Here is a 14,261-nt window from a genome sequence, read left to right as displayed (position 1 = left end):
TACCCGAGTAATAATAAATTGACTTCCTTCTATTACGAAACTAATATAGTTAAGTCAGCAATATGGAAGGTGGTTTATGATGAACGTTCAGGCCCTTTTGCAAATGAATACAATATTTATTAGTATCCTAATTGAATCCCTTCCCTTCATTTTACTGGGAGTCCTTATATCTGGAATCATCCAAATGTTTGTGTCAGAAGAGATGATTGCAAAAATCATTCCGAAAAATCCGATCTTATCTGTTCTAACCGCAATAGGTGCAGGAGTCTTTTTTCTTGCCTGCGAGTGCGGGATTGTCCCGATCACCCGCCGTTTGATCGCTAAAGGGGTTCCTCTTTCTGCGGCCATTGCCTTTATGCTTTCTGCACCCATTCTCAATCCGATTGTCCTGTTTTCCACCTATATAGCGTTTGGTAATAGCTGGAGCATGGTTTTCTATCGTGGTGGAATTGCATTCGTGGTCGTACTGATCATTGCATGCATCCTGTCTTTTCAGTTTAAGACAAATCAGCTTAAACAGGAACATATCGAACATTTACATCAACAAAAACTTACATTTAAAGACAAAATAACGGGAATGTTCAAACACTCGATTGAAGAGTTCTTTTCTGTTGGAAAATACTTAATCATTGGTGCATTGCTGGCAGCTGCCATTCAAACTTTTTTGAAAACATCCCTATTGCTTGAAATCGGTCAAGGAAAACTATCCGGGAATGCAGTCATGATGGCTTTGTCCTATGTCATGTCCTTGTGTTCCCAAGCGGACGCCTTTGTTGCAAGTTCTTTTAGAAGTACCTTCTCGCCCTCTTCACTAGTTGCTTTTCTTGTATTCGGGGCCATGTTTGATATTAAAAATACAATCATGCTTTTAGGTACCTTCAAAACAAAATTCGTTTTATGTTTGATGGCCTATATATTTATTTCCGTCTTAGGCCTAACTTTATTGTTTATTTCTTAAAGAGGGTGTTTTATATGGGAAGATTATTCATATTACTTGGACTTACTTTTTTATTCATGCATTTACACGCCTCAGGGAATATATCGAAATACATTAATATGGAATATTCATATGTTTCACAGATTGCCATCTATATACTGGCAATATTCACGTTAATGGGATCTTACTTATATTTTAAAGAAGATAATCGAGAAGAAGGTGATGATTGTCAGTGCGGACATGATCACTCCCAGGAAAATAAGAAATGGAAAAGGAACCTTACTTACTTCCTCTTCTTCATTCCCATTTTAACCGGTCTCTTTTTGCCTGTTGCCACTATGGACTCGAATATTGTAGAAAAAAAGGGGTTTCATTTCCCAGTATATGAAGACTCAGATGAATATAGCCAGCATCAATTCCTGCAGCCGGATACGAGTCTTTATTATGGCAAGGATGACTATTTAACTTTAATGGATAACTCTCTCAAAGGCTTGGTTGATCGTGATAGTCTTCAATTAACAGATGAAAACTACCTAAACGATTTAGAAGCCATCTATTACTCTCCTGGAAAGTTCACTGGCAAGCAAATAACGTTAACCGGATTTTCGTACAATTCAAATGAGCTAGCCAAAAACCAGGTATTCTTGTTCCGGTTTGGGGTCATTCACTGTGTCGCGGACTCTGGGGTATTCGGTATGCTAATCGAATTTCCTGAAGGAATGCATCCCAAAAATGATGAGTGGTATTCCGTGACAGGTGAATTGGAATCCATTTATTATCAGCCATTCAAGAAAACCATTCCCCTGCTCAAAGTATCATCACATAGTAAAATCGCAGAACCGGATGATCCCTACGTTTATAGACAATATTAAAAAATGAATCATGGAAAGGTAAGGATATTCCATTCTTACCTTTCTTTTTAATTACTTCAAACTTCCATTTTATGAAATGCTCTTTTTATCCATTTATGCGAAATTACAGTATGGCCCTCTTAAACTCCATTTGAATCCCATAAATCCCCATTTACCTGAAGCAAGATTACCTGAAAAATGACGAAAAAGTTGAATTTTATTTATATGGGCCATGTTTTTTATATTCCATACCCTTATAATATAAATGCTACATATTTTTTTACCACATCAGGAGGAACTTTCCTAAATGAACAATTCTAAAAACTCTTTCATTCTTGCAGGTACTATTATAGGTACCCTAGTGGCAGGCACTTCCGCTTATGCTGGTTCTTATCAAGTTAAATCAGGGGACACCCTTGATGGAATCTCTAAAGCTAATCATACAACTGTCCAAGCATTAAAGTCTCAAAACCATTTGACTAGTAACCTTATTTTTCCCGGCCAAGTCTTGAAGGTTAATAACCTTAACAACCAAACAGATAAAAATATAGATAAAACCGAAAAATATGTGGTTAAACTGGGGGATACTTTATCAAAAATTGCTAAAAAGTATAACCTTTCCCTTAGTGCCCTGCTTAAATTAAACACTGATATTTCTAATTCGGATCGCATTTATATTGGCCAATCCATCCGGGTTTCCGGAAAAGCCCCTGCATCTAGCTCTGCGGCTAAAAACAGTTCTTCTAATGCTACATATAGGGTCAAATCCGGGGACACCCTGGATAAGATTGCTAGAGTCAATAATATGACTGTCAAACAATTAAAGTCTAAAAACAATTTGAATAGTAACCTTATTTTTCCCGGCCAGATCTTGAAGGTTAATACCCTTAACAACTATACGAATACGAATAATAGTAAAAATACAACAGAAGTTTATGTGGTTAAATTAGGGGATTCCTTATCAACAATCTCTAAAAGATATAACCTTTCCCTTAGTGCCTTACTTAAAATGAACCCTACTATTTCCAATTCAAATCGTATTCGTATCGGCCAATCCATCCGGGTTTCCGGACAAGCCTCAGCATCTGCAATTAAAAAACAGTCCAAATCGACCAAGGCGGATCAAGTTTTGGCTGCTGGCGCTAAATATATGGGAGCGAAGTATGTTTACGGTGCTAGCACTTCACGCACTGATGTATTTGATTGCTCTTCATTCACATTAAGGGCATTCCAAAGTGCAGGTGTTTCCTTGCCTCGAAATTCAGTGGCACAATCACACGTTGGTACAACGGTATCTTCAAAATCCCTCCAAAAAGGGGATTTAGTATTTTTCGATACCAACAATGATGGTGTAATCAATCATGTGGGAATTTATGCCGGTAATGGTCAAATGCTGAATGCTTCCACATCTAAAGGCGTCTCCTACGCTGACATCAACAGTTCTTACTGGGGACCTAGCTTTGTAAAGGCAGTTCGTGTACTTAACTAAACATTGATGTCAATAACCGATTGTTGGCTAAAAAACACTATATGCCTTGATAAAAGAACAAAAAAGCGTGTTTTGATAAACTATCATACACGCTTTTTTGCGTATTATAATGTCGAATAGCTGCCAACTGGTGCTATGGCTTATAACCATTCTCATTATCTTTTTGGAATCCATCCTATTACTTTTCCAACTTGCATTCTTGTCCTTGATCGAGCCGTATAGATATATCGTAAGTACAGTATCCATACCAAAAAAAAAGGCCTTCATATACAGAAGACCTTTCTTTAAAAATCTGTTCCAGCTGTTTTCAGAAATCCTCTCTCTTTTCGCTGGCTTCTCATCAAAGCAAGCAGCTGAAGGGTTTCGGCTAGCCAGTTATTCGGTAGTAGTGTCGCATATTTCTTCCATCCAATGAGTATTCATTAAAAAACCATAAAGTATATCAAAAATATTGTTTTAAAATCAGTGTTCGGGATGAGACAGTTCCGAATTCCTTGGTTTCTACCTGAATTTTTTAAACGAAGTTGATTGGAGCAGCTGTTCGAGACTCCTGCTTAGAAAAGCGTGTCCAAGGGAGACCCCGGCGCAAAGAGCGCCAAGGAGGCTCCCGGACCGCCCGCGTGAGAGCATTTCGAACATGGCATTACTTTAGTTGCTCTTGTTTTTCAAGATACTGCCTCATTTTTTGCAAATATTCCGGGGCATCCATTTGATCTTTCACGACCAATTCTATAAGGCAAAGCTTATCGGCGTTCTGAGCATTTGTAATGGCATCATCCAGTTCACCATTCGTCTCGACTTTTGCTGTAAATGCCTCTTGCCCAAACGCTTCAGCCAGTTTTGTATACTCCCACTCTGGTATTTCATTGTATTTCTGTTTTTCTATATCGACTTTTACGTTCAAGAATTTTTCTATCGTGTAACCGTTATTGTTGAGAATAAACACGATGGGCTTGCAGCCGTTCTCCAGCATCGAGCTTATTTCCTGTGCTGTCAGCTGTATCGATCCGTCCCCGGTGAACAAAAGAACACGCCGGTTTCTATCCGCCATGCAAGCACCGAAAGCTGCGGGCGTGGCATATCCGATGCTTTGCCAGCCTCCCTGTGCTATGTAGGTCGCCCCTTTCGGCAGCCTGACCTGTGACATGCCATAAGAGAATGTTCCTGTTTCCGAGACCACAATGTCATTTTCTTTTAACATTTGCTGAATTCGAGGATAATAAGAAGCCGCCTTCAATGGTGCTGATGGGTCTTCAACCATTGTGTCATAAGGAAATGAGATGTTTCCAACAGATTCGTTCTGCCGGTAACCAATGTCCTGGAGTGCATTTAGAATTTCCTCCGCCTTGACATTCATATAGCTGGCTTCCCCCACTTTTACTGTATCAGGTTGAATTTCCACCATTTTCAACGGGTTAAGCTTTGCTGTACCTTTGGAGGTATTGACGTCTGACCAAACAGCTCCAACGGCTATGATGAAATCCGCTTCTTCAACAGTCTGAGAGACATCCTTACTACCGAAAGCTCCGCCGTATACACCGATATACTGGGGATGGCTCTCATCAAACCCGCTTTTTCCCTGCATTAACGAAGCAACTGGAACATTTAACTTCTCAGCGAGCTGCAGTACAGGTTTCTGCAGGTTATAACGAAGTGTTTTCACGTCGACAAGCAGAACCGCTTTGTTTACATGTTCTAGCGTCCCTTTTATATGCTTCACTGCTGACTGCAGCGCATCGACATTCGTTTTGGCCACATTTTCAGAAGCCTCACCGTGAGAAACCAACGGTTTTTCAACAAGATCGATAGCCACTACCAAATAAACGGGCTTTTTCTTTTCTTTCGCGATTCTGATTGCAGCCGGTATCTCCCTTGCTGCATTTTCTGGTGTAAGAATTGCCGTATAACTGGTGATATGCTCATAAACCTTACGGAAAACATCAAAATCTCCATTCATAAACGTATGATGGGCAAGCTCCTTCTCCTGTTGCATCATGGACTTTGGCGCGCCGACAATATGTATGAGCGGCACATTCTCACTGTACGCGCCAGCGATTGCATTACATGCGCTCATTTCACCGACACCAAAGGTGGTGATGAGTGCCGAAATTCCCTTCACACGGGCATAAGCGTCCGCAGCGTATCCTGCATTGAGTTCATTTCGTCCATTTATGAACTCAATCCCATCGTAATCTTCCAAAGTATCTAGCAATGAGAAATTATAGTCTCCAGGCACACCAAAAATCTCTGTAATGCCTTCTGCTTTTAAGCAGTTGTATAAATATTGTCCCAAGGTTCTTTTTTCAGTCAAGTCAATCACTCCTTCAATCGGTCACTCTCTACTTTATTTATACCCAAACATAAGTAGGTTAACCGTAAATATCCATATACTTAAGGTGGATTCGCTACTCTATTACTCTAGTTTTAGCTTTGATCAATGAAGTGAGTGAGTGAGACTATCTCAGGCATGGCTCTTATAAAAAATGATTCAATTCCAAATCGAAATATCTGAAAATTCTTGATTTCACCTCTGTTTTTGATTTATATTTGAATCACCGGAACAGTGGATAAGGGGGAAAATGATGAGTGATAATAATGTCAAAAGAGTTTTGGAATGCATCATCAACACATCCAATAATAATATTACCGTGACCGATGAAAAAGGATTCATTTTATTCACGAATCCTAACCATTGGTGGATATATGGAATCGAACCGGAACATTATCTTGGAAAATCAGTTTACCAGCTCGAAACGGAAGGAATCCTTTCACCGTCGATTTCCGCCATGGTATTGAAAGAGAAAACACCTGTCCAGATCATGCAGCATACAAAGACGGGGAAAATCGTCATGTCGACTGCCTATCCCATCTTTGATGATGATGGTGAATTGATTCGTGTCGTCAGCTATGCCCAAGATCAAACTGAAATCAGGAACCTCCAGGATCAGTACGGTCAATTGGAGAGAAAGATTCAAGAATACCAATCGGAAGTCGAGGAACTTAGGGAACAGGAAGAGCTGATCTATCGCAGCAAGGAAATGCGGCAAATCGCCAAAACGATACATCGTGTTTCCAAAACGGATGCGACAGTCATGCTTCTTGGTGAATCCGGTGTAGGGAAGAGCGTATTCGCCCGCAGGCTGCACAATCAGAGTTACCGCAGCAAAGAGCCATTCATCGAAGTCAACTGCAGTACCATCCCTGAAAGTCTCTTTGAATCTGAAATGTTTGGATATGAAGCGGGATCCTTCACCGGAGCGCAGAAGCAGGGGAAGCAAGGGCTAGTTGAACAAGCAGATAATGGAACCCTATTTCTGGATGAAATCGGAGAGCTTCCGCTGGATATGCAAGTGAAATTATTAAATCTCCTGCAAGAGAAGACTTTTAAAAGGGTTGGCGGAAAAAAAGAGCATAAGATAGATTTTCGGCTTGTAACGGCAACCAATCAAAACCTTGAGGAAATGGTGGAAAAGGGAACATTCAGGCTCGATTTGTATTATCGCTTAAATGTGATTCCAATCCAAATACCTCCATTACGAGAAAGAAAAGAAGATATTGCCATCTTAATCAATCATAATCTCGAAATCATCAACAAGAAATACAAGTCAGATAAGAAATTGCACCCTTCCACTTACGAAATACTGATTCAGCATAAATGGTCAGGAAACGTGCGTGAATTGGAAAACCTGATTGAACGGCTCATTTTGACCTCGGAAGACTCCATCATTTTCCCAGGCTTTCTCCCCTCCCATTTCCATGGACAAGAATCTTTTGAAAAAATAGATGATACCCTATTGATTGACGATGTGATGGTTGATGATAGTGATCTCAATACCGCTCTCGAACAAGTGGAAAAATGGATGATGATGAAAGCGAGTAAACAATGTAAGTCCACATATGAAATGGCTAAATTCTTAGGGATCAGCCAGCCTTCCGTCGTCAGGAAAATGAAGAAATATAAAGGGCATCTGCCCATTAAGTAAAAGTGAACTGAAAGAAGACATAAAAAATAGGAGACCCTCACAATGAAGGTCTCCTACTTCTTACTTATTTGACACGCCTGCAGATTCAAATGTTGCCATTTCTTTAATGACCAATGTCGCTGCCTTAAGAATGGGGTATGACAGGGCAGCCCCTGTTCCTTCCCCGATTCTCATTCCCACATCGAGGATCGGCTCCTTGCCAAGCAGTTCTATGGCCGTTCTATGACCAGGTTCTGCAGATCGATGTCCAACAAACATATAATCGGCTGCACGTCCGGAAATCAGGTTGGCCAATACAGCAGCCGTGGTTGTAATGAAACCATCAACAAGAATGGGTATACGGTTATTAGCTGCAGCAAGCATGGCCCCTGACATACCTGCAATTTCGATCCCTCCGATTTTCATCAAAATATCGATTGGATCATCCGGATTAGGCTTTCTTGATGAAATCGCTTCTTCAATTATTCTCCGCTTATGTATAATGCCTTCTGACTTCAATCCTGTTCCCTGCCCCACTAGTGATTCAACGCTTTTCCCGCTTACAATGGAGATGATGGCAGTACTGGAAGTCGTATTTCCGATTCCCATTTCACCAAGGATCAGGCAGTTCGCACCACGGGCAATCATTTTCTGTGCACGGTCATATCCAATTTCAAGCGCTTGAATTACTTCTTCCTTTGTCATCGCCTCTTCTTTATAAAAGTTTCTAGTTCCATTGCGGACTTTTCTTGAAGTTAACCCCGGTGCTTCGATATCTGCATCGATCCCTATATCGACAATGTCCAAGTAAGCATCTATCGCGCGGCTCAATACATTGATGGCAGCACCGTCATTCAGGAAATTAAGTGCCATTTGTTCCGTCACTTCTTTAGGATAAGCCGAAATCCCTTCTTCCGTAATTCCATGGTCGGCCGCAAACACGATCACCCCCGGTTTCGAAATGTCCGGAAATGCCAATCCTGTCATCTTGGCCAGTTCGATTATCCATTCTTCAAGCCGGCCAAGGCTCCCCAGAGGAACAGTCAGTGAATCGACATGTCCTTTAACCTGCCTGCCCATTTCTTCATCCAGCATCGGGATGGAGATGGCAGCTAATCCATTGGTCATATTAATCCCCCTACAATCCAAAATGAAAAACCTTAACCACAGGAAAAGGTTCTTATCCATCATCTGCTATAAATACAACTTAGTCCATATAATAATAATCCTCTTGGCTTTCCATTTACTTCGGCACTCCCATTTCATTTAATGGGTAGATACGAAATTTCACTTTGCCCACAAGTGATTTTTCAGAAATAAAACCAAATCTTCTTCCATCCCAACTATTCCTTCGATTATCCCCCATGACAAATAAATGGCCGGCAGGCACCCTGGATTTTCCAAGTAAATCACTCAGGGTGAAATTCTCCGTCAGATTTTCTTCAGGTGGAATTTCCCCTTTTTTTGTTTTCAAATATGGTTCTGTATACTTTTTCCCATTGATAAATAAGACATCATCTTTCATTTCGACGCTGTCACCTGGTAAACCGATCACCCTTTTTATATAATTCTCTTCCGCATCCGGAGCATAAAATACGACCATATCGAAGCGCTCCGGCTTTCCGATTTTAGCCACCACTATCCGGTCATCATTTTCATAAGTCGGTTCCATTGATTCACCCTTTACTGTAACTGGTGTAAATAAAAACTGTTGGCAAATGAACACGATCATTACAGCGAATAAGATAGATTTCAACCACGAGAACAATTCACTTTTCTTATTCTTCATAAAGACTCCCTCCCATCCATTGTAAACGGCCAACGATAATTGCTGTATTTTTTGGCTTGCAGCTCCAATAATAATTCTTTAGCACTGTTTATCCCTTATGCTTTTAGTTTGCCGGTGATTTTCAGAAAAGATATCCCGAAAGAAATATATGGAAAAATTGTAACATATCCTTATATCGCTTGCGAGAATAATCATTTTTAGGAGTAATGAGCAAATCTCAAATCATGAAAAAAAGGATAGCGAGTTTTAGCTATCCTTTTAACATAGTACAAATATTGTTCCAAAACCTTAGTATTTATTCCAAGTCAATACAGTATCAAGTGGCAAACGGACTTTTTCAAATCCTGCTTTAGTTCCTTTTCCAATGGAAATTAACATGACAGGTTTGAAGTTTTCCGGTACATTGAATGCATCCACAAATTTGGCTTCATCGAAACCACCCATTGGGACTGTATCGTATCCTTTTGCTTTTGCAGCTAACATGATCTGCATGGAAACCAAGCCACCGTCAATCATGGCTACACTTAAAGCCTTTTCAGCGGAAAAGTTACCGTAATTATGCAGAATAGATGCTACATATGGCTCTTTGATTTCATTCTTCATGATTCCTTTATTGACTAATTCACCATAAATCCGCTCTGCATTTTTGTAGCCTTCTATATCCGCTAAAACGGCAATGACAGCAGATGCATCGACGATTTGTTGTTGGTTATTGGCGATGGGGAGCAATTCTTGTTGGGTTTGCTTATCTTGGATCACAAGGAATCTCCATGGCTGTAAGTTGGAAGAAGACGGTGCTTGGATCGCAATATCCAGGATTTCACGAATTTCCTCTTCAGTCATCACGTATTCAGCATCGTACTGGCGAACAGATCTCCGTTCTTTTGCTACCGTAATGAAGTCCGTATCATTAAGGACTTTGGGCTTTTCAAACGGTATATTCAATTCTTTCGATTTATTTAGGTACTCTTCTTTACTCATTATATTTTTTGTCATTTATTAATGACCTCCATTTAACTGTAATTAATACAGGAACAGTATATAACGCATACTGTTCTTTTGTCAAATACAGTTTATGAAAAACGAAACCATTTCAGTTTCGTTTTTCACATTATGATTTTGAAAGTAAATCAGCAATCGTTTTCTGCTCCAAGCCTTGTATAATCCAGCTCTCCATCTCATTTTTCAATCCGCATAAAGCTTCGCGTGAAGATGGTTGAAAGCATTCCTTATCATTCACATCAAGAAAGCCCTTTGAAAAAGGTTCGGATTTAATTGCAGCGTATATATCTGCAAGAATGATTTGGTCGGGATTTTTTGCAAGTGAATAACCTCCATCCCTGCCTTCCTTTGCTTTAATCAGCCCTGCCTTCACTAAATTACTTAATATTTTTCTAAGAAAACCTGACTCCGAATCAAGCTTATCAGCCAATTTATTACTATTGCATAATCCATCATGATCAGCAAGAACAAGCAAGGCTTGTACTGCAAGACTAAACCACATTATACTGGAAACCTTTTCTGACATTTCTTTCACCTCTCCCCTCTACTTTAAACTATTTTTCGATGAATATACAACGATGCATCGAATAAACCTGCCAAAATCTCTTGTTAATGAACATAATCGGGAAAATCCTTTTTGGAACGATGAATCCTTCCAATACATGCTTTTCACTATTCCAAAAATAAACAGACAAATTACTTGTCTTACAAATTATTTCTTTAGGAATATGGTAAACTTACTTAATAGAATAGCTTAGGAAGTGGATGAATGATTTTGAAAAAAATAAATGAACAAATGGATAAAATCATGCCCCTCATCACTCCGTTAAGCGTGGTGATTGGGGTATTATTGGCCGAACATCTAATCGATTACACCTTTCTTGTTCCATGGATATTCGCCTTCATTACATTTTCCGGAAGTTTAGGCTCCAACTTTAAATCTTTGCAACAGGCCGTCACCCACCCTTTACCAGTTTTCATCGTATTGCTCATCCTTCATATGCTCATGCCTATTTGGGCTTTTGGTCTCGGCCACTTAGTGTTTCATGGTGATGCTTTCACTATTACCGGACTAGTCCTGGCTGTAGTGATTCCAACCGGTGTCACCAGTATGATCTGGGTATCCATTTATAATGGGAATGCCATACTTGCCCTCACCATCATCTTGATCGACACCCTTCTCTCGCCATTCATCGTTCCTTACAGTGTTTCCCTTCTTGGAGGCGGTTCGATCGAAATGGATTTGGGGTCGATTGTGAAAGGATTAATCGGAATGGTCGTTCTTCCCTCCATGCTTGCCATGTTCTTGAATCAGGCTACAAAAGGGAGAATACAATATACACTATCTCCCCGCTTAGCTCCATTTTCCAAGATAAGCGTTGGAATCGTAGTCATATTGAACAGTTCAAAAATCGCTCCTTACTTAACCCATTTCGATAAGAAATTAATGATCATGGCCTTCCTGGTTTTGTTCATAGCAGCTTCAGGTTATGCCCTTTCTTGGATGGCCGGTGCATTTTTAAGATGGGAAAAGGCCGATATCATCACCTTGACATTTACAGGCGGTATGCGAAACATCAGTGCTGGAGCCGTTCTTGCAACAACCTATTTTCCTGCTGCCGTCGCTGTTCCCGTTGTACTTGGCATGCTGTTTCAACAAATGCTTGCCTCCTTTTTTGGCTATGTCATGGAGAAGCATTTCCATCGTGGTGTGAATGAAGGGCGATCCGCAGAATGATTATATCTCAAGCATCCTTTTTCCCTTTCATCTATATTACAATTATAATAGGTAAGTGAAACACATTTACATGATTATCCATTACAAATCCTTGGAGGTATTGAAGATGAAAGTTGTTGCAATAGTGGGAAGTATTCGTAAAGAGTCTTACAACCTTAAGCTAGCAAAATATATTCAAACTAGATATCAAGATCGATTTGATCTCGAAATCTTGACCATTCGGGATTTACCTTTTTATGATCAAGATATTGAAAATGACCCTCCATTAGTTGTAAAAGAATTTAAAAGCAAAGTGGCTGAAGCAGATGCAGTCTTGTGGGTAACACCTGAATACAATGGTACGATTCCAGGCGTATTGGGTAATGCAATCGATTGGTTATCACGTGTCGATAAAGTCTTGATCGGCAAACCTTCATGGATCATGGGTGCGTCAATGGGGCAATTAGGAACGGTTAAAGCTCAATTGCATTTACGTGAGATCCTATTCGCATTAGGCATCTCCTCCCCGCTCCTTCCCGGAAATGAAGTATATGTTGGTGCAGTTCATGACAAAATCGATAACGAAGGCAAGCTTACACATGAGTCGACTGTCCAGTTTATCGATACGGTCGTCGATAACTTCATTAGCTGGTATAATCATCATACTCGTTAATGCATGTTTAACAAGAATCCCAGCAGGAATGATCCTGCTGGGATTCTTATTGCATCAAATTAAACTACATTCATCCTCTTCCCGCTTGGAATGCAGGGTATTTTGTCATTCCCCCGTCAGCGAACAGAGTGATGCCCGTTACATAACTGGACTCTGAAGATGCCAGCCATGCAGCAACCGCAGCAATTTCTTCAGGCTTTCCGATATACCCCATCGGAATCATGCTTTCAAGATCTTTTTTCTTTTCGGAATCTTCAAGCTTGTCGGCATTTATTGGCGTGGCGATGGCTCCGGGACCAATGCTGTTCACACGGATTCCTTTTGGTGCATATTCAAGAGCCAAGGTTTCCGTAAGCAGCTTCACCCCGCCCTTGCTTGCCGCATAGTGAACGAATAAAGGCCAGGGAATCATTTCATGTACACTGGACATGTTTATAACATTCCCTTTAATATCGTTCTCGACAAAATACTTGATAGCTTCACGGCACCCAAGGAAATTTCCGGTTAAATTGGTATTAATAACTTTATTCCAGTCACTTAACGGCATCTCGTGAGATGGAACAGGATTTTCAATTCCTGCATTATTGATGAATATATCGAGTTTCCCGAAATTATTTACCGCTGATTGAACAAGGTTAATTACATCTTCTTCAATGGTGACATCGCCTTTAACTGCAATGGCTTCCCCACCACTTGTTTTGATTTCTTCCATTACACTATCTGCTTCCTCTAATTTAGTACGATAATTAACCACGACCTTTGCCTTTTCCTTAGCAAAGCGAATGGCCATCGCTTTTCCTAAACCAGTGGATGAACCCGTTATAACAACGACTTTACCTTCTAAATCTGTATACATTTTAATTACCCTCCAATTATTAACTTTTTGCCAGCCCGAGCATAATCCCAGCTATGATGATCAAGATAATTCCAATTACAATTCCAATTAGTTGGCGCTTCGTTTTCTTTTCACGTAAAATGATGATCCCGCCAATAGTTGAGATGACTATACCCATTTGTGAAAGGGAAAAACTAGTAGCCACGCCTACACGGGGCTGGGATATGAATAAAAACATGTTCCCTGCAGCCCATATCAATCCCGGAATGATATTGCGAATCGTATATTTGTTAAACGGTTTATGTTTAAAAGTCAATAACAGACCGCCTATCACCATCCCTATCGCTTGAGGGAACAACGCTGACCACCCGTCAACATCAAAAAGACGGGCCACGACCACATAAACCAAATAACCGAATGTCGAGATGAGGAGAATAACGATTCCTTTCTTCAAGTTTCCCGACTTGCCCTCTTTCGATTCTTTATCTTCCAAGGAGGTCAAGACGATTCCTATAATAATGAAGACTAAAGCCAAAACGCCTAAAATAATCGCTTTCTTTGTAGACCATTCGTTAAAAACGATGACCCCGAATAAAGTGGTTGCTATGAGCTGCAATCCTGTTGATATTGGCATGGTTTTGGAAACTCCCATTAGATCAATGCTCTTAAGCTGATTAGCTTGTCCAACGGCCCAAAACAATCCAGATACGACTCCGACTCCAAACACCAGGAGTGACAACTTAATATCTGCAAAAATATAAACACCAATTGAAAAAATCAAGGCGCCAATCGTTGTACCTAGTGTTTGGCTATAGGGTCCTCCCCCGAGTTTCACATTAAATAAAACGATGCTTCCCCAGAATAATGCCGGTAAGAGAGCTAATAATATATCCATTTACAACCCCCATATATGTATGTTCAAAACTAAGCAGGAAATTTCAATTTGTCTTCTTTTAATATGTTCGCATTATTTGAATTGACCCTTGGAAATTTTATGAAATGTTTC

At 40.2% G+C, this 14,261-nt stretch carries 13 protein-coding genes; 6 read left to right on the top strand and 7 right to left on the bottom strand.

Annotated elements, in window-relative coordinates; translation table 11 throughout:
* Positions 1-76 precede the first annotated feature (76 nt).
* From ACFRAK_RS07425 to ACFRAK_RS07415, 3 genes are all read left to right on the top strand, one after another.
* On the top strand, positions 77-958 hold the full coding sequence (locus tag ACFRAK_RS07425; protein WP_394571489.1) for a permease: 882 nt from the start codon (positions 77-79) through the stop codon (positions 956-958).
* 14 nt (positions 959-972) lie between these two features.
* A complete protein-coding gene (locus tag ACFRAK_RS07420) occupies positions 973-1,809 on the top strand; it encodes a TIGR03943 family putative permease subunit (RefSeq protein ID WP_394571488.1) in 837 nt (278 codons plus the stop codon).
* A gap of 286 nt (positions 1,810-2,095) precedes the next feature.
* Positions 2,096-3,277: a C40 family peptidase gene (locus tag ACFRAK_RS07415; RefSeq protein WP_387596840.1), complete on the top strand. Its 1,182-nt coding sequence runs from the start codon at positions 2,096-2,098 to the stop codon at positions 3,275-3,277.
* A 643-nt stretch (positions 3,278-3,920) separates the two neighbouring features.
* Here the strand turns inward: ACFRAK_RS07415 and ACFRAK_RS07410 are convergent.
* Complete coding sequence (locus tag ACFRAK_RS07410) at positions 3,921-5,588, bottom strand: alpha-keto acid decarboxylase family protein (RefSeq protein WP_394571487.1); 1,668 nt, start codon at positions 5,586-5,588, stop codon at positions 3,921-3,923.
* Between the two features lie 268 nt (positions 5,589-5,856).
* Here ACFRAK_RS07410 and ACFRAK_RS07405 point away from each other — a divergent pair, with 268 nt between their 5' ends.
* Positions 5,857-7,260, top strand: a complete 1,404-nt coding sequence (locus tag ACFRAK_RS07405) for a sigma-54 interaction domain-containing protein (protein WP_394571486.1) — start codon at positions 5,857-5,859, stop codon at positions 7,258-7,260.
* 60 nt (positions 7,261-7,320) lie between these two features.
* Here the strand turns inward: ACFRAK_RS07405 and cobT are convergent, their stop codons facing one another.
* From cobT to ACFRAK_RS07385, 4 genes are all read right to left on the bottom strand, one after another.
* Positions 7,321-8,367, bottom strand: coding sequence for a nicotinate-nucleotide--dimethylbenzimidazole phosphoribosyltransferase (gene cobT, locus ACFRAK_RS07400; RefSeq protein ID WP_394571485.1), 1,047 nt, complete (start codon positions 8,365-8,367; stop codon positions 7,321-7,323).
* Positions 8,368-8,482: 115 nt separating this feature from the next.
* Positions 8,483-9,028, bottom strand: coding sequence for a signal peptidase I (lepB, locus tag ACFRAK_RS07395; RefSeq protein WP_387596850.1), 546 nt, complete (start codon positions 9,026-9,028; stop codon positions 8,483-8,485).
* Between the two features lie 288 nt (positions 9,029-9,316).
* Complete coding sequence (locus ACFRAK_RS07390) at positions 9,317-10,024, bottom strand: nitroreductase family protein (protein ID WP_192203458.1); 708 nt, start codon at positions 10,022-10,024, stop codon at positions 9,317-9,319.
* 115 nt (positions 10,025-10,139) lie between these two features.
* Positions 10,140-10,556, bottom strand: a complete 417-nt coding sequence (locus ACFRAK_RS07385; RefSeq protein WP_387596853.1) for an RrF2 family transcriptional regulator — start codon at positions 10,554-10,556, stop codon at positions 10,140-10,142.
* Between the two features lie 243 nt (positions 10,557-10,799).
* Here ACFRAK_RS07385 and ACFRAK_RS07380 point away from each other — a divergent pair, with 243 nt between their 5' ends.
* Both ACFRAK_RS07380 and ACFRAK_RS07375 read left to right on the top strand, forming a co-directional pair.
* Entirely contained in the window at positions 10,800-11,768 is a 969-nt protein-coding gene (locus tag ACFRAK_RS07380) for a bile acid:sodium symporter family protein (RefSeq protein WP_394571484.1), read from the top strand.
* Positions 11,769-11,874: 106 nt separating this feature from the next.
* Positions 11,875-12,420, top strand: a complete 546-nt coding sequence (locus tag ACFRAK_RS07375; RefSeq protein ID WP_192203455.1) for an NADPH-dependent FMN reductase — start codon at positions 11,875-11,877, stop codon at positions 12,418-12,420.
* A gap of 70 nt (positions 12,421-12,490) precedes the next feature.
* Here the strand turns inward: ACFRAK_RS07375 and ACFRAK_RS07370 are convergent, their stop codons facing one another.
* Both ACFRAK_RS07370 and ACFRAK_RS07365 read right to left on the bottom strand, forming a co-directional pair.
* Entirely contained in the window at positions 12,491-13,276 is a 786-nt protein-coding gene (locus ACFRAK_RS07370; protein WP_387596858.1) for a glucose 1-dehydrogenase, read from the bottom strand.
* Positions 13,277-13,295: 19 nt separating this feature from the next.
* Positions 13,296-14,150, bottom strand: coding sequence for a RhaT/GlcU family sugar-proton symporter (locus ACFRAK_RS07365; RefSeq protein ID WP_387596861.1), 855 nt, complete (start codon positions 14,148-14,150; stop codon positions 13,296-13,298).
* Positions 14,151-14,261: the final 111 nt, after the last annotated feature.

This window comes from Peribacillus sp. NPDC056705 (genome assembly GCF_043656335.1).
This window is presented reverse-complemented; position numbering and strand designations above follow the sequence as displayed.